General features: G+C 73.8%; 14 protein-coding genes. 5 read left to right on the top strand and 9 right to left on the bottom strand.

Annotated elements, in window-relative coordinates; genetic code table 11:
* Positions 1 to 73: 73 nt before the first annotated feature.
* The 5 genes from V6U81_RS06550 to V6U81_RS06530 all read right to left on the bottom strand — a co-directional run bounded on the left by V6U81_RS06550 (position 74) and on the right by V6U81_RS06530 (position 6,724).
* On the bottom strand, positions 74 to 1,138 hold the full coding sequence (locus V6U81_RS06550; RefSeq protein ID WP_334485471.1) for a hypothetical protein: 1,065 nt from the start codon (positions 1,136 to 1,138) through the stop codon (positions 74 to 76).
* A gap of 165 nt (positions 1,139 to 1,303) precedes the next feature.
* Positions 1,304 to 3,373: a 3-hydroxyacyl-CoA dehydrogenase NAD-binding domain-containing protein gene (locus tag V6U81_RS06545; protein WP_334485470.1), complete on the bottom strand. Its 2,070-nt coding sequence runs from the start codon at positions 3,371 to 3,373 to the stop codon at positions 1,304 to 1,306.
* Positions 3,370 to 4,566, bottom strand: a complete 1,197-nt coding sequence (locus V6U81_RS06540; protein ID WP_334485468.1) for a thiolase family protein — start codon at positions 4,564 to 4,566, stop codon at positions 3,370 to 3,372. The genes V6U81_RS06545 and V6U81_RS06540 overlap by 4 nt, the downstream gene beginning before the upstream one ends.
* Before the next feature lie 135 nt (positions 4,567 to 4,701).
* Positions 4,702 to 6,015 (bottom strand): ribonuclease D, encoded by a 1,314-nt coding sequence (locus V6U81_RS06535; protein ID WP_334485465.1) that lies wholly within the window; start codon positions 6,013 to 6,015, stop codon positions 4,702 to 4,704.
* A gap of 136 nt (positions 6,016 to 6,151) precedes the next feature.
* On the bottom strand, positions 6,152 to 6,724 hold the full coding sequence (locus V6U81_RS06530; protein ID WP_334485463.1) for a DUF3000 domain-containing protein: 573 nt from the start codon (positions 6,722 to 6,724) through the stop codon (positions 6,152 to 6,154).
* A gap of 162 nt (positions 6,725 to 6,886) precedes the next feature.
* On the opposite strand from V6U81_RS06530, the gene hemE reads away from it, so the two are divergent.
* The 3 genes from hemE to hemQ are packed head-to-tail and all read left to right on the top strand — an operon-like array spanning position 6,887 to position 10,127.
* Positions 6,887 to 7,978: a uroporphyrinogen decarboxylase gene (hemE, locus tag V6U81_RS06525; protein WP_334485461.1), complete on the top strand. Its 1,092-nt coding sequence runs from the start codon at positions 6,887 to 6,889 to the stop codon at positions 7,976 to 7,978.
* 11 nt (positions 7,979 to 7,989) lie between these two features.
* The gene (hemG, locus tag V6U81_RS06520) at positions 7,990 to 9,429 is read left to right on the top strand and encodes a protoporphyrinogen oxidase (RefSeq protein ID WP_334485459.1); all 1,440 of its coding nucleotides are present in this window, start codon (positions 7,990 to 7,992) and stop codon (positions 9,427 to 9,429) included.
* Positions 9,426 to 10,127 carry a hydrogen peroxide-dependent heme synthase gene (hemQ, locus tag V6U81_RS06515; protein WP_334485457.1) on the top strand — a complete coding sequence of 234 codons (702 nt, stop codon included), beginning with the start codon at positions 9,426 to 9,428 and terminating at the stop codon, positions 10,125 to 10,127. Before hemG ends, hemQ begins: the two co-directional genes overlap by 4 nt.
* Positions 10,128 to 10,209: 82 nt before the next feature.
* Here hemQ and V6U81_RS06510 read toward each other — a convergent pair whose 3' ends face one another.
* The 3 genes from V6U81_RS06510 to V6U81_RS06500 all read right to left on the bottom strand — a co-directional run bounded on the left by V6U81_RS06510 (position 10,210) and on the right by V6U81_RS06500 (position 13,373).
* Complete coding sequence (locus tag V6U81_RS06510) at positions 10,210 to 12,549, bottom strand: peptidoglycan recognition protein family protein (RefSeq protein ID WP_334485454.1); 2,340 nt, start codon at positions 12,547 to 12,549, stop codon at positions 10,210 to 10,212.
* A gap of 75 nt (positions 12,550 to 12,624) precedes the next feature.
* Positions 12,625 to 13,083: a GNAT family N-acetyltransferase gene (locus V6U81_RS06505; protein ID WP_334485452.1), complete on the bottom strand. Its 459-nt coding sequence runs from the start codon at positions 13,081 to 13,083 to the stop codon at positions 12,625 to 12,627.
* Positions 13,084 to 13,115: 32 nt separating this feature from the next.
* Positions 13,116 to 13,373: a Prokaryotic metallothionein gene (locus V6U81_RS06500; protein ID WP_334485450.1), complete on the bottom strand. Its 258-nt coding sequence runs from the start codon at positions 13,371 to 13,373 to the stop codon at positions 13,116 to 13,118.
* A 156-nt stretch (positions 13,374 to 13,529) separates the two neighbouring features.
* Here V6U81_RS06500 and V6U81_RS06495 point away from each other — a divergent pair, with 156 nt between their 5' ends.
* Entirely contained in the window at positions 13,530 to 13,805 is a 276-nt protein-coding gene (locus V6U81_RS06495) for an early set domain-containing protein (RefSeq protein WP_334485449.1), read from the top strand.
* A gap of 27 nt (positions 13,806 to 13,832) precedes the next feature.
* On the opposite strand, the gene msrB is transcribed toward V6U81_RS06495, so the two are convergent.
* On the bottom strand, positions 13,833 to 14,237 hold the full coding sequence (msrB, locus tag V6U81_RS06490) for a peptide-methionine (R)-S-oxide reductase MsrB (RefSeq protein WP_334485447.1): 405 nt from the start codon (positions 14,235 to 14,237) through the stop codon (positions 13,833 to 13,835).
* 47 nt (positions 14,238 to 14,284) lie between these two features.
* Here msrB and ligD point away from each other — a divergent pair, with 47 nt between their 5' ends.
* On the top strand, positions 14,285 to 15,313 hold the full coding sequence (ligD, locus tag V6U81_RS06485; protein WP_334485445.1) for a non-homologous end-joining DNA ligase: 1,029 nt from the start codon (positions 14,285 to 14,287) through the stop codon (positions 15,311 to 15,313).
* Positions 15,314 to 15,333: the final 20 nt, after the last annotated feature.

Genomic DNA, 15,333 nt, shown 5'->3' with positions numbered 1-15,333 from the left:
AAGGTGACTCATCCGTCCGGACAGGAGGGTCCCGGCGGCCGGCCTCCACACAGGCCGCCGGGACCGTCCGCCGTCAGGACCGCTTCTCGATTTGACCCCGAATCGTGACGAACTCGGCCTTCGCCTTCCGGGCCGACGAGAAGTACATAATGATCATGCCGACGCTGCCGTGGTCGGCCCAGACGCAGACGCCCAGCGCGATGCCGGCCGCCTTGCCGTCGCCGCACTTCGCCACGCCGCCCAGCGGGCCCGGGCTGATCGCCGTCATCTTCTTGACGGCCAGGGTGGTCTCGAGCCCGTCGATGGCCTCGTCGAGCTCCTGCTCGGGAAGGATGACCGGGCCGGACGCCCCGGCCACCATGACCAGGTTGCGCTTCTCCGCGCTGCCGTAGAAGCCGCTCATCGCGCCGGTCTCGTTGCGGACGGTGGACCTCATGTCCCGGTTCATCTGGTCGGCGAGCCGACGCAGCTCCGGCTCGGTGCTCTTCGCCCGGCCGGCCAGGGTCTTCGGGGTGACCAGCCGGACCCGGCCGAGGGTCTCCTCCGTCTCGCTGGGCGTCGGTGCGGCGGTGGCCGTCTCCGCGGGGGTGGCGCCGCGGCTGGCCGACGGCCCGCCGCTGGCCAGCGGCGCCGGGTCGTCGTCGTCACCGGAGAAGGCGGCGAAGACCAGCCCGCCTCCACCTACGCAGAGCACCAGCAGGCCGGCCAGCGCCAGCGACAGGATCAGCGGCAGCCGGGACTTCTTCGGCGCGGGCGCCGGCGGCGGCCCCACCGGCGCGCCGAACGGCGCGCCCTGGAATCCCGGGTACGCCTGCGTGGCGTCCGGACCGGGGCCGGGGTGACCCGGCGAGGGGTAACCGCCGTACGGCTGCGTGGCGTCCGGACCGGGGCCCGGGTGACCCTGCGAGGGGTAGCCGCCGTACGGCTGGGTGGGGTAGGGGTCGGCGGGGTGACCGCCCGGCGCCGGGGCGGGCCCCCAGCCACCGCCCTGCGGGGTCGGGGTGGTCGGGTACGACGCGGTCGGCCACTCGCCGGACGGCGGCGGCGCGGGCTGCCCGCCGTACGGCTGGGGGTGGGGTGCGTGGGGCGGGCCGTGTTCCGGCTGCGCGGACCACGGATCCACCGGCGGTGAGGACATCAGATCAGCTCCAGGCGAAGAAGAGAACGGGTCAGGGTAGCCAGCCGAGGCCCGGTCCCGCTGCCCCGTTCCCGACCGTAGGCGGCACCCGTAACGACGATCGCGGTGGCCGGGGCGTCCGGTGTGGACGCTCCGACCACCGCGATCGCGGGGGTGTGGAATGGATCAGGCGGGCAGGCTGGCCGCACCGCGCGGCAGGAACCGCCGGCCGGCGACCCGCTCGGAGGTGCCGGTCCGGTCCAGGTACGGCGTGACGCCGCCCAGGTGGAACGGCCAGCCGGCGCCGAGGATCATGCACAGGTCGATGTCCTGCGCCTCGGCGACGACACCCCCGTCGAGCATCAGCCGGATCTCCTGCGCCAGCGCATCGAGCGCGTTCTGGCGCACCTGCTCGGCGGTGAGCGGCTGGTCGCCGACCACGAGCAGCTTGGTCACCTCGTCGTTGACCTGGTCGTCGACGACGATCGGCTGGCCGGACTCGGCGATCCGCTTGAGGTTCTCGCTGACCGCGAACCGGTCCGGGAACGCCTCGTGCAGGGTGCCGCCCACGTGGTACGCGACGGCCGGCCCGACCAGCTGGAGCAGGGCGAGCGGGCGCATCGGCAGGCCCAGCGGGTCCAGCGCGCTGTTCGCCACGTCCAGCGGGGTGCCCGCGTCGACGGCGGCGAAGACCGTGCCGAGGAAGCGGGTCAGCAGCCGGTTGACAACGAACGCCGGGGCGTCCTTGACCAGCACCGAGGACTTCTTCAGCTGCTTGCCGACCGCGAACGCGGTGGCCAGCGTGACGTCGTCGGTCCGCTCGCCGCGGACGATCTCCAGCAGCGGCAGCACGGCGACCGGGTTGAAGAAGTGGAAGCCGACCACCCGCTCGGGGTGCTCCAGCTCCTCGGCCATCGCGGTGATCGACAGCGACGAGGTGTTCGTCGCCAGCACCGCCTCCGGCTTGACGATCTTCTCCAGCTCGGCCCAGACCTGCTTCTTGACGTTCAGGTCCTCGAAGACGGCCTCGATGACGAAGTCGGCGTCGGCGAAGACGGACTTGTCGACCGAGCCGCTGACCAGGCCGTACAGCTTGGCGGCGGTGCCCTTGTCCATCCGGCCCTTGCTGACGGCCTTCTCGATCTGGGTGTGCACGTAGCCGACGCCCTTGTCGACCCGCGACTGGTCCAGGTCGGTCATGACGACCGGCACCTGGAGGCGGCGGGCGAAGAGCAGGGCGAGCTGGCTGGCCATCAGGCCGGCGCCCACGATGCCCACCTTGGTGACCGGCCGGGCCAGGCCCTTGTCCGGCGCGCCGGCCGGCCGCTTGGCCCGCCGCTGCACCAGGTCGAAGGCGTACAGGCCGCTGCGCAGCTCCTCGGAGAAGACCAGATCGGCCAGGGCCTCGTCCTCGGCGGCGGTGCCGGTGGCGAAGTCGGCGTCCTTCGCCGTCTCCAGCAGGTCCAGCGCCTTGTACGCGGCCGGCACCGCACCGTGCAGCCGCTGGTCGAGGGTCTGCCGGGCGAAGTAGAGCACGCCCGCCCACATGTCCTTGTCGACCTCGGGCCGGGTCACGGTGACCTCGCCCCGGACCACACCGGCGGCCCACTCCAGCGACCGCTCCAGGAAGTCGGCCGGCTCGAGCAGCACGTCCGCGATGCCCATCTCGGCAGCCTGCTTCGGCTTGAGCATCTTGTTCTGCATCAGCGGGTTCTGGATGATCACCTGGGTGGCGGCGGGGATGCCGATCAGGTTCGGCAGCAGCTGGGTGCCGCCCCAGCCGGGGACCAGGCCGAGGGAGACCTCGGGCAGGGCCAGCGCCGCCGCGCCGCCGGAGAGCGTCCGGTAGTGGCAGTGCAGGGCCAGCTCCAGGCCGCCGCCCATCGCCGCGCCGTTGACGAAGGCGAAGGTCGGGATCTGGCTGTCCTTGAGCCGGGCGAAGACCCGGTGGCCGAGCCGGCCGACCTCGAGGGCCTGCTCGCGGTCGGCGAGCGCCGGCAGGCCGACGATGTCGGCGCCGACGCAGAAGATGTACGGCTTGCCGGTGACCGCGATGAACGCCGGGTTCGCGGCCAGCGCGGCGGTGATCGCCTCGTCCAGGCTGGTCAGGCCGGCCGGGCCGAAGGTGTTCGGCTTGGTGTGGTCGAAGCCGTTGTCCAGGGTGATCAGGGCGGCGGGGCGGTCCAGCCCCGGTACGTTCACCTGGCGCAGCAGCGCCCGGGTGACGACCTCGTTCGGTGCGGCGAGCGCGCTCACTTGTCTCCACCCTCCCAGTTCGGGTTCTCCCAGATGACCGTGCCGCCCATGCCGATGCCGATGCACATGGCGGTGACGCCGTAGCGGACCTCGGGGTGCTCGGCGAACTGCCGGGCCAGCTGGGTCATCAGCCGAACGCCCGAGGAGGCGAGCGGGTGACCGATGGCGATCGCGCCGCCCCACGGGTTGACCCGGGGGTCGTCGTCGGCGATGCCGAAGTGGTCGAGGAAGGCGAGCACCTGCACGGCGAACGCCTCGTTCAGCTCGAACAGGCCGATGTCGTCGATGGTCAGGCCGGCGATGCGCAGCGCCTTCTCGGTCGACGGAATCGGGCCGATGCCCATCACCTCGGGCTCGACGCCGACGAAGCCGAACGACACCAGCCGCATGGCGATCGGCAGGCCCAGCTCGCGGGCGGTCGCCTCGTCGGCGAGCAGGCTCGCGGTGGCGCCGTCGTTCAGGCCGGCCGCGTTGCCCGCGGTGACCTTGCCGTGCGGGCGGAACGGGGTCTTCAGGCTGCCGAGCTTCTCCAGCGAGGTGTCCCGCGGGGCCTCGTCGACCGTGGCCAGGCCCCAGCCGTTCTCGTCGTCGCGGATGGCGACCGGCACCAGGTCGTCCTGGAGCTTGCCGTTGGCGTACGCCTTGGCGGTCTTCTGCTGCGAGGCGAGCGCGAACGCGTCGGTGCGCTGCTTGGTGATGTGCGGGACCCGGTCGTGCAGGTTCTCCGCCGTGGCGCCCATGACCAGGGCGGACGGGTCGACCAGCTTCTCCGAGATGATCCGCGGGTTGGGGTCGACGCCCTCACCCATCGGGTGGCGGCCCATGTGCTCGACGCCGCCGGCGATGGCGATGTCGTAGGCGCCCATGGCGATGCCGCCGGCGACGGAGGTCACCGCGGTCATCGCGCCGGCGCACATCCGGTCGATGGAGTAGCCGGGAACGGTCTTGGGCAGGCCGGCCAGCAGGGCGGCGGTGCGACCGATGGTGAGGCCCTGGTCGCCGATCTGGGTGGTGGCGGCGATGGCCACCTCCTCGACCCGCTCGGGCGGCAGCTGCGGGTTACGACGCAGCAGCTCGCGGATGCAGCGGATCACCAGGTCGTCGGCGCGGGTGTTGGCGTACATGCCACCCGCCTTGCCGAAGGGGGTACGGACGCCGTCGACGAAGACGACATCCCTGACTTCACGGGGCACTTGGAGCCTCCTAGCCGGCACTGGCATTTGACTCGGATGCTACTCGCCAGTAACCAACCCCGTCACCACCCCCCGTGTGGCCCATCCCACACACGCGACCTGGCGTCCCGGCGGGCGGGACGGGCCGGAGGGCGGTCAGGGAGCGGGGGTGGGGAGGGCGGCGGTGAGGTCCGGGACCAGGAGGGTGAGCTGCCACTCGCGGGCGCCGAAGGTGCGCAGGGTCTCCGCGACCGTGTCCTCGGTGATCTCCTCCGGGGGGACCCAGGCCAGCCGGCGGATCGAGTCCGGGGCGATCAGGTTCTCCGGCGGCAGGTTGTGCTCACCGGCGATCCGGACCACCGCCTCCCGGCAGCGGGCCAGCCGGCCGGCGGCCACCGGGTCCCGCTCCGCCCAGCGGTGCGGCGGCGGGGGCCCCTCGACCGTCGGCGTCGCCGGGAGGGCGTCCTCCGGCAGCTGCCGGGCGTCGTCCAGGGCCGCCAGCCAGGTACGCGCCAGCCGGCGCACCGAGCGGCCGCCGAACCCGGGCAGGGTCAGCAGGGTCCGCTCGTCCTTCGGGTCCAGCTCGGCGGCGGCCACGATCGCCGAGTCCGGCAGCACCCGCCCCGGGGCGGCGTCCCGGCGGGCGGCGATCTGGTCCCGGGCGTACCAGAGGGAACGCACCCGGGCCTGGGCCCGCGCCCCGCGCACCCGGTGGATGCCCGAGGTGCGCCGCCACGGCTCGGCGCGCACCCGGGGCGGGCGGGCGCCGTTGCGCACCAGCGCCGCGAACTCCTCGGCCGCCCACGCCGACTTGCCCTGCCGCTGGAGCTCCTCGTCCAGCGCGTCGCGCAGGTCGACCAGCATCTCCACGTCCAGCGCGGCGTAGGTCAGCCAGGACTCCGGCAGCGGCCGGCTGGACCAGTCCGCCGCCGAGTGGTGCTTCTCCAGGCTGTAGCCGAGCAGCTGCTCGGTGAGCGCGGCCAGGCCGACCCGCTCGAAGCCGGCCAGGCGGGCGGCCAGTTCGGTGTCGAAGAGCCGGCGCGGGCGCAACCCCACCTCGGCCAGGCAGGCCAGATCCTGGCTGGCGGCGTGCAGCACCCACTCGGCCCCGCCGATCGCCTCGTCGAGCACGGTCAGGTCGGCCAGCGGCAACGGGTCGATCAGCGCCGTGCCGGCACCCTCCCGCCGCAGCTGCACCAGGTAGGCGCGCTGGCTGTAGCGGTAGCCGGAGGCGCGCTCGGCGTCCAGGGCCACCGGGCCGGTGCCCGCGGCGAAGCGGGCCACGACCTCGTCGAGTTCGCGCGGGGTGGCCACCGGCTGGGGCGTGCCGTCGCGGGGAGCGGTCAGCGGTACGGGACCGCCGCTGGGCTGGTCGGTCCCCACGTTCTCCGGCTCCGGCGCGGCCGAGGGCGAGGCGTCTCCCGTACGGCTTTCGGCGGCCCGACGGCGCAGGGGTGGTTCGTCGGTCACCTGACAACCCTAGTGCGCCGCGCCATCCGGTGTGCGCAGCCGGTCGGGCGCGTGTCGGTCGGGTGGCCGGCGGTCCACCGGACGGCGCCGGACAATCCGGCTGACTCGTCGCGTCGGGGCAGCTCGGCGGCGCTGCTCAGGCCGCGCCGGCCGGCCTGCGCTCGGGCAGCGCGGTCACCCCGGGCGGGGGCAGCCCCGCCGTCGACGCGAGCAGCGCGCACCAGGCGAGCAGGTGCGCGGCGAGGTCCGCGCCGAGCGGCGTCCAGGACGCCCGGATCTCGATGTCCCCCGCGGCGGGCGGCCCGGCCAGCTCGCCGAACCGGGTCGACATGGTCTGGGTGATGGTGCCGCCGGCCGCCCGGTAGCCGGCGTCGTGCGCCTCCAGGGCGTCGGTCAGCCAGGTCCAGCCGACCCCCGGCAGCAGTGGATCCGCCGCCAGGTCGACCTCCAGCTCGGCGGTCACGTAGGTGACCAGACGGAGGGTGCCCTGCCAGGCCTCGTGCCCCGCCGGGTCGTGCAGCAGGATCAGCCGCCCGGTGGCCACCTCCTCCTCGTCGCGCAGCACGGTGGCGGAGAGCGCGAAGGCGTACGGGGCGAGGCGCTGCGGAGCGCCCACCTCCTCCAGCACGATCTCCGCCCGGGGGGTGACCGACCGCAGCCCGGCGACCGCGCGGGTGAAGGTCTCCGGGAGCGCGATCGGGGGGGCCATGACCGGCAGCCTATGCCGCCCCACCGACCGCCCGGCGCAACGGCGCGCCGAAGCGCTCCCGCGCCTCCCGCCGGGGCGGCGGTCGGGCGGTCGGGCGGGCGCGGGTCACAAAAGGCGGCGCTGCCCGCTGGCCGCGCCCGACCCCGTGGCACGATTGCCGCGATGAGCACCGAGACCGCGGGCACTGCCGCCCGAGACGGAGAATCCCGCCCCGGCGGGCCGGCCGACTCGCCCTTCGTCCGCGCCTGCCGCCGTGAGACCGTCCCGCACACCCCGGTCTGGTTCATGCGCCAGGCCGGCCGGTCGCTGCCGGAGTACCGGGAGATCCGGACCAACGTCGGGATGCTGGAGTCCTGCCGCCGCCCCGAGCTGGTGGCCGAGATCACCCTCCAGCCGGTCCGCCGGCACGGGGTCGACGCCGCGATCCTGTTCAGCGACATCGTGGTGCCGGTCGCCGCGGCCGGCGTCGACCTGGACATCGTGGCCGGCACCGGCCCGGTGGTGGCCGAGCCGGTGCGCACCGCCGAGGACGTCGAACGGATCCGCCCGATCGGCCGCGACGACGTGTCCTACGTGGACGAGGCGGTCCGGCTGCTCGTCGCCGAGCTGGGCGACACCCCGCTGATCGGCTTCGCCGGCGCCCCCTTCACCCTGGCCAGCTACCTGGTCGAGGGCGGCCCGTCGCGGACCCACGCGAAGACCAAGGCCCTGATGTACGGCCAGCCGGAGCTCTGGCACGCGCTCTGCTCCCGGCTCGCCGAGGTGACCCTGGCCTTCCTGCGGGTGCAGGTCGACGCGGGCGTCTCCGCGGTGCAGCTCTTCGACTCCTGGGCCGGCGCGCTGTCGGAGGCCGACTACCGCCGCTACGTGCTGCCGCACTCGGCCGCCGTGCTGGCCGGGTTGGCCGACGCCGGGGTGCCCCGGATCCACTTCGGGGTGGGCACCGGCGAGCTGCTCGGCGCGATGGGGGAGGCCGGCGCCGACGTGGTCGGCGTGGACTGGCGTACCCCGCTGGACGTGGCCACCGGCCGGATCGGCAAGAGCCGGGCGGTGCAGGGCAACCTCGACCCGGCCGTGCTGCTCTCGCCCTGGTCGGTGGTGGAGGCCGAGGTCCGGCGGATCCTGGAGCAGGGTCGGGCCGCCCCCGGCCACGTGTTCAACCTCGGTCACGGCGTGCTGCCGGAGACCGACCCCGACGTGCTGACCCGGGTGGTCGCGCTGGTGCACGAGGTGTCCGCGCGACCGGCCGACTAGGGAGGACGACGATGCGGCAGCCCTGGCGGATCGCGGTGATCGGTGGCGGGATCACCGGGCTGGCCGCCGCCGTCCGGTTACGCGACCGCGCCCCGGCCGGCACCGAGATCACGGTGTACGAGCAGTCCGGCGCCCTCGGCGGCAAGCTGCGCACCGGTGAGCTGCTGGGCCAGCCGGTGGAGTTCGGCGCCGAGTCGTTCCTGATGCGCGACCCGGCCACCGGTGGCGACTCCGCCGCCGTGACCCTGGCCCACCGGCTGGGCCTGGCCGACGACATCGTCCACCCGACCGTCGGGCAGGCCGCGCTCGCGGTCGATGGCGGGTTGCACCCGATCCCCGGCGGCACGCTGATGGGCGTACCCGGGGACCTGGCGAAGGTGGCGGCGGTCGCGTCGCCGGCGGCGGACGCCGACCGCGACGGTGGCCGCCCGCTGCTCGGCGCGGACTCCGACGTTGCCGTCGGCGCGCTGGTCCGCCCCCGGTTCGGCGACCAGGTGGTGGACCGCCTGGTCGACCCGCTGCTGGGTGGGGTGTACGCCGGCCGCGCGGACGACCTGTCGCTGGTGACGACCATGCCCGCGCTGGCCCGCGCCGCGCGCGTCGAGCACACCCTGACCGCGGCGGTACGGGCGGCGCAGGCCGCCTCGGCCCGGACCGCGCAGGCCGCCGCCGGGACCGGTGGCCCGGCCCGGCCGATCTTCGGCACCGTGGCCGGTGGGCTCAGCCGGCTGGTCGAGGCGGCGGCCACGGCCAGCGGCGCGACGATCCGGCGCGACGCGGCGGTCCGCGAACTGACCCCCGGCGCCGACGGCTGGCGGCTGACCATCGGGCCGACCCGCGACCCGGAGCTGGTCGAGGCCGACGCGGTGGTGCTCGCCGTGCCGGCCCGGCCGACCGCCCGGCTGCTCGCCGACGTCGCCCCCGAGGTCGCCGCGACCGTCGGCGACCTGGACTACGCCAGTGTCGCCCTGATCACCCTGGCCCTGCCGGAGCCCGCCCTGCCGGCGCTCTCCGGCTTCCTGGTGCCGGCCACCGAGGGGCTGCTGATCAAGGCGTCCACCTTCTTCACCACCAAGTGGGGGCACCTGGCCCGGCCGGACGGGATCGCCCTGGTCCGCGCCTCCGTCGGCCGGTACGGCGAGGAGACCTCACTCCAGCTCACCGACGACGACCTGGTCGCCACCGTGCACCGGGAGCTGTCGGCCGTGCTGGGCACCCCGCTGCCCCCGCCGGTCGCCACCCACGTGCAGCGCTGGGGCGGCGCGCTGCCCCAGTACGCCCCCGGTCACCTCGACCGGCTCGCCGCCACCCGGGCGGCGCTGCACGCCAGCCACCCCACGCTGGCCCTGGCCGGGGCCGGTCACGACGGGGTCGGCATCCCGGTCTGCGTCCGCTCCGGCGAGACGGCGGCCGAGCAGATCATCGAAGCACTGGAAGGATCGGGTCAATGACCGAGCAGACCAACGCGGCCCGGCTCAAGGAGCTCAACGCCAGCATCCGCTACACCATGTGGTCGGTGTTCCGGGCCACCAGCCCGCTGCCCGCGCTGCGGGAGAACGTCAGCGGCGAGGTCGAGTCGCTCTTCGAGGAGCTGGCCGGCAAGGACGTCACGGTCCGCGGCGTGTACGACGTGGCCGGCCTGCGCGCCGACGCGGACGTCATGGTGTGGTGGCACTCTCCCTCCAGCGACGCGCTCCAGGACGCCTACCTGCGGTTCCGCCGGACCACGCTGGGTCGGGCGCTCACCCCGGTCTGGTCCCAGATGGCGCTGCACCGGCCGGCCGAGTTCAACAAGAGCCACATCCCGGCGTTCCTCGCCGACGAGGAGCCCCGGCCCTACCTCTGCGTCTACCCATTCGTCCGGTCGTACGAGTGGTACCTGCTGCCCGACGCCGAGCGGCGGGAGCTGCTCTCCGAGCACGGCAAGATGGCCCGCGGCTACCCCGACGTCCGGGCCAACACCGTGGCCTCGTTCGCGCTGGGCGACTACGAGTGGATGCTCGCCTTCGAGGCCGACGAGCTGCACCGGATCGTCGACCTGATGCGGGACCTGCGCGCCTCCGGCGCCCGCCGGCACGTCCGGGAGGAGATCCCGTTCTACACCGGTCGCCGCCGGTCGGTCGCCGACATCGTCAACTGCCTGGTCTAGCCACGCCCGGCGCGGGCCCGCCGGTCGGGCCGGTACGGCGACGGGCCCCGCAGCATCCTCCGGGGCCCGTCGCCGTACGGCGTCACTTCACGACGGCGATCCCGTCCGTCGTGACCCGCGGGCGGCCCGAGGTGCCGACCACCACGACGGAGACGCTGTGCGTGCCGGCGGTGCTCCAGCTCCTGGTCCAGACGGCCTGGCGATGGGCGGTGGTGCCGGATCGCAGGTCGACCGTACCGACCTTCACGCCGTCCACGTAGAGGTAGACCTGGCCGGAGGTGGAGGTGCGGCTGGCGATGAAGGAGACCGACCGGCCGGTGAAGGTCCACTTCAGCGACGCGTTCTTCGCCGTCGAGGTCAACGCGCTGCCACCCAGGTAGGAGCTGCTCGAGGTGGTGGACCAGGTGCCCGCGCGGGTGGCCGAGGCATCGGCGACCAGCACCGGAGTCCGGCTGGTGGCCGCGGTTCCCGCGTTGCCGGCCCAGTCCACCGCGCGCATCGACCAGGTCGTGGCGACGCCGGGCTTGGCGGTCACGGACCAGCTGCGCGTCGTCGTCGCGAAGGTGAGCGGGCTCGGCGCGGTGAGGGACACCGTGCGCAGCGCGACGTTGTCCGCCGGCTGCCAGCTGAGCGTCACCGGTACGCCCGTCGTGTTCACGGTGCCGGTACGCAGGGAGATCTCCGGCGCCCGCGGGAAGGTCGGCAACGTGGTGTCACCGATGACGGTCTGGCCGGCGGTGGTGGCGGTACGCCCCAGGCGGTGCACGCCCCGCACCTGGAGCGTGTGCGTACCCGGGGTGACCGTGACGCCCACCGAGCGGGCGGTGGCCGCCGCGGTCGCCACGACCCGTCCGTCCACCAGCACCTCGAAGCGCGAGATGAGGGCAGTCGGCGTACTCACCGACCAGGAGGCGGTGAATGAGCCCCTGGTGTAGTAGGTGGAACCGGACTTGTTCGCGCTGAGACCGGTGAGGGTCAACCCGGAGACGCTGGCCGCCTTGTTCCGGATGATCGCCAGCTGGCCGTAGAGCGAGTCGCCCGGGCACTCGGTCGCCACGGCGTCCCGGTGGCCGGAGATGCGGTCCATCGTCACGGACTCACCGAGGGCGTACTTGCCGTCGACGCCGGAGATGAGCGTCACCCTGCCGGCCGGGTCGTTGCCGTACTGCCCGAGCTTGTAGGCCGCCACGTGCGCGATGGCGTCCTGGACGACGGCGGGGACGCCGGAGGTGATGTAGGTGCCGAGCACCGCGATCGCCGCGTTGTTGGTGTTGAAGCCGTAGGTGTGCGCCCCGGTCACCGGCTTGTCGATGCCACCCTTGCGACCCTCGAAGACGGTGCCGCACTTGTCGACCAGGAAGTTGTAGCCGATGTCGTTCCAGCCGTTGCTCTTGACGTGGTAGACCTGGATGCCTCGGACGATGGCCGCCGAATCAGCGCAGCTGTAGGTGTTGCCGCCCGCGGTGTGGTGGACGAAGAAGGCATCGACCGTGGTGCCGTACGTCGGCGGGTCCGTGACGATCGACTCGTCAGCCTTCCAATCGGCGCGGCTGGTCACTCTCGGCACCGGGATCGGGTTCACCGCGACCGTCGGGCTCGGCGAGGGCGATGCGGAGGTCGGGTCGGTGCTCGGGGCCGGGGCCGAGGTGGTGGTCGGTGCTGGCGCGGTCGTCTCGGACGGCGCGGGAGCCGTCGTGGTCGGAGCCGTCTCGGTGGGGATCGGCTCGCTCGGGACCGGATCGGTCGGGGTCGGATCGGTGGGGGTGGGATCGGTGGGGGTGGGATCGGTCGGGGTCGGGTCGGTCGGGGTCGGCTCCAGCGCCCGCACGGCGGCGACCGGCTGGAAGCGGCCCGCTTCGCCGCGGCCGGTGCCCGCCGCCCCCGCCTTGCGGCGAGCCGGCTGGCCCGGATCGACCAGTTCCAGGCGCAGACCTGCCGGAAGCCGGTCCGTGCTCCGGCCGGACGCCGTCACGGCCCGCACCTCGACCCCGTTGGACCGGCCGACCCACAACGGGTCGGTCCCGCCGCGGGCCTTGCCGTCCACCGACTCCGCGCCCGGCTCGGGACCGAAGTGGTTGTCGACATCCAGCTTCCGCCAGTCCGACCAGCCGCCGGCAACAGCCCGGGTACGCACGGCGATCGAGCCCTTGAAGTCGGTCTTCGGATCGGCCCAGGTCACGCCCACCATGGCGAAGGGCTCGGTGTCCCGCCGTGGAACGCTCGCCTCCCGGCCGTTCGCGGCCGGAAAGTCGACGGTGTGCAGAGCGGTCTTGACCGGCCCGTCGCCGGCGGCCGCCCACTCGGCGGTGGCGCCGCCGAAGCCCACCGCGACCACCGCGCCGACGCTGGCGACGGCGGTGGCCGCGATGGCAGCCCCGATGCCGGCCGCCCTACGGCTCCAGCGGATCCCCGTTAACTTCAAGGTTCTGGTCCCTCCGATTGATCTCACCGGAGGGCTCAGCGGCATCGATGGCCGAGGCGTTACGTTGGCGACCCGTCAGCGCACCTGGCCGAGCCAGCCGTGCCGGCTCATCGGGACGTGCGGGATGCCGTCCTCGACGTACTCCGGCCCGGTGACCGTGAAGCCGTGCCGGGCGTAGAAGTCGACCAGGTAGGACTGGGCCTCCAGCACGCACGGGCGGTCGCCGACCAGCCGCAGCGCCTCGGTCATCAGCCGCCCGGCGTGCCCGCCGCCGCGGGCCGCCGGCGCCACCACCACCCGGCCGATCCGCGCCACGCCGTCCGGATCGGCCAGGATCCTCAGGTACGCCAGGACGGCCCCGTCGTGCTCGAGCCAGAGGTGGCGGGTGCCCGGTTCGACGTCCCGGCCGTCCAGCTCCGGGTACGGACAGGCCTGCTCGACGACGAACACGTCGATCCGCAGCCGGAGCAGGTCGTGGAAGGTCCGGGCGTCCAGCTCCGCGAAGCGGGCGACGCGCGTGGTGGGCTGCGGCATCCCGCGATGGTAGGGCGGGCCGCGGGCCGGGGTCAGGCCGGGCGGGCGCCGACCGCGTCGCGGATCTCCGCGCCCTGGGCGTCCTCGGCTCGGGCGCAGTGGGCGCAGCAGAAGAACCGGCCGGAGACCTCGACCCCGTGGCCGAGGATCTTGACCTGGCAGTGCTCACAGACCGGCGCCAGCTTCTGCGCCGCGCACTCGAAGCAGTCGAAGGTGTGCACGTCCCCACTGACCGTGCGCACCTCGAACGCCATCCAGTAGTCGTTGCCGCAGACCTCACAGGTAGCCACGATGAAAACCCCCGAATCAGGACAGGTAGCCCCCAGCGTGGGCCATCGCGCGGCCGGTGGGGCGAAAACCCGCGATCCGATCCGGCCGTACGGCGTTTCGCCCCCGGCGTGTCACGCGTTGGGCCTGGTGAACCCGCCTCGATCCCGGAGGACGACGTGATCAAGCGCAACAAGCTCTTCGGCAACCAGACCCGGGTCACCTTCTGCCTGCCCCGGGACGCGCCGCCCGGCACGGTGAGCGTGGTCGGCTGCTTCAACGGCTGGGAGCCCGGCCGGCACGAGCTGGTCACCCGCCGCGACGGCACCCGGACGGTGACCGTCAAGCTCGGCCCGGGCGAGTACCGGTTCCGCTACCTCGCCAGTGGCGGCGTCTGGCTCGACGACGACTCCGCCGACCGGGTCGACGACCGGGGCAGCCTGCTGCTGCTCTGACCGGTCGCCTCCCCGCCGGGCGCGGTCCTACTTCGGCTCGAGCCGGATCGACACCGAGTTGACGCAGTGCCGGGTGTCCTTCGGGGTGAAGCCCTCGCCGTGGAAGACGTGCCCGAGGTGGCTGTCGCACCGGGCGCAGCGGATCTCGGTCCGGCTCATGCCGAGGCTGCGGTCCTCGATCTCCTTGACCCGGCCCGGGATGGCGTCGTCGAAGCTCGGCCAGCCGCAGTGCGAGTCGAACTTGGTGTCGCTGGAGAAGAGCTCCAGGCCGCAGGCGCGGCAGTGGTAGACGCCGCGGGTCTTGGTGTCCACGTACTCGCCGGTCCACGCGGGCTCGGTGCCGGCCTCGCGCAGCACCCGGAACTCCTCCGGGCTCAGCCGGACCCGCCACTCGTCCTCGGTGCGGGGCAGTTCGTTCTCGTCAAGACTCACCCGTCAACGGTACGCCGGACGTCGGAGGCGTCGCATATGGTCGCGGGATGGCAGGCAGCGCGAAAGCGACGGTGACCGAGATCGAGGTGGCCGGGCACACCGTCCGGCTGACCAGCCCGGACCGGGTGATCTTTCCGCAGCGCGGCTTCACCAAGGCCGAGGTCTTCCACTACTACCTCGCCGTCGGCGACGGCATCATGCGGGCGCTGCGGTCCCGGCCGACCACCCTGCAACGCTTCCCGGAGGGCGTCGAGGGGGAGATGTTCTTCCAGAAGCGGATACCCACCCGGGGCGTGCCGCCCTGGGTGCAGACCGCCACGATCACCTTCCCGAGCGGGCGCGGCGCCGACGAGCTCTGCCCGGCGGATCTCGCCCACGTCGCCTGGGCCGCCCAGATGGGCACCGTCGTGTTCCACCCGTGGCCGGTCCGGGCCGCCGACGTCGACCGCCCCGACGAGCTGCGGATCGACCTCGACCCGCAACCGGGCACCGACTTCGCCGACGCGGCGACCGCCGCCGGTGAGCTGCGCGCCCTCCTCGACGAGCTGGGCGCCACCGGCTGGCCGAAGACCTCCGGCGGCCGGGGCCTGCACGTCTACCTGCGGATCCAGCCCCGCTGGACGTTCACCGAGGTGCGCCGGGCCACCATCGCGCTGGCCCGGGAGTTGGCGCGGCGCCGCCCCGAGCTGGTCACCACCGCCTGGTGGAAGGAGGAGCGCGGTCAGCGGGTCTTCGTCGACTACAACCAGATGGCCCGGGACCGCACGATCGCCTGCGCGTACTCGCTGCGGGCCAACGCCCGGGCCACCGTCTCCACCCCGGTCGACTGGGCGGAGCTGCCCGACGTCGACCCGGACGACTTCGACCTGCGCAGCGTCCCGGTCCGGCTCGCCGAGCGCGGCGACCCGCACGCCGGCATCGACGACACCGCCTACGACATCACCCCGCTGCTGGAGTGGGCCGACCGGGACGCCGCCGCCGGGCAGGGCGACCTGCCGTACCCGCCGGACCACCCCAAGATGCCCGGCGAGCCGAAGCGGGTGCAGCCCTCCAAGGACCGCGACCGCCCCCGCTGACCCGGTCCGGCGGGGCCTGC

The organism is Micromonospora lacuserhaii (assembly GCF_036902735.1).
Classification (GTDB): Bacteria; Actinomycetota; Actinomycetes; order Mycobacteriales; family Micromonosporaceae; genus Micromonospora.
The sequence above is the reverse complement of the archived record's forward strand: the minus strand, read 5'-3'. Positions and strand labels throughout refer to the sequence as shown.

What these genes read in the sequence shown, in the direction of transcription:
- V6U81_RS06550 (WP_334485471.1), bottom strand. Translation starts at nt 1,138, where the DNA reads ATGTCCTCACCGCCGGTGGATCCGTGGTCCGCGCAGCCGGAACACGGC.
- V6U81_RS06530 (WP_334485463.1), bottom strand. Translation starts at nt 6,724, where the DNA reads ATGGCCCCCCCGATCGCGCTCCCGGAGACCTTCACCCGCGCGGTCGCC.
- hemE (WP_334485461.1), top strand. Translation starts at nt 6,887, where the DNA reads ATGAGCACCGAGACCGCGGGCACTGCCGCCCGAGACGGAGAATCCCGC.
- hemG (WP_334485459.1), top strand. Translation starts at nt 7,990, where the DNA reads ATGCGGCAGCCCTGGCGGATCGCGGTGATCGGTGGCGGGATCACCGGG.
- hemQ (WP_334485457.1), top strand. Translation starts at nt 9,426, where the DNA reads ATGACCGAGCAGACCAACGCGGCCCGGCTCAAGGAGCTCAACGCCAGC.
- V6U81_RS06505 (WP_334485452.1), bottom strand. Translation starts at nt 13,083, where the DNA reads ATGCCGCAGCCCACCACGCGCGTCGCCCGCTTCGCGGAGCTGGACGCC.
- ligD (WP_334485445.1), top strand. Translation starts at nt 14,285, where the DNA reads ATGGCAGGCAGCGCGAAAGCGACGGTGACCGAGATCGAGGTGGCCGGG.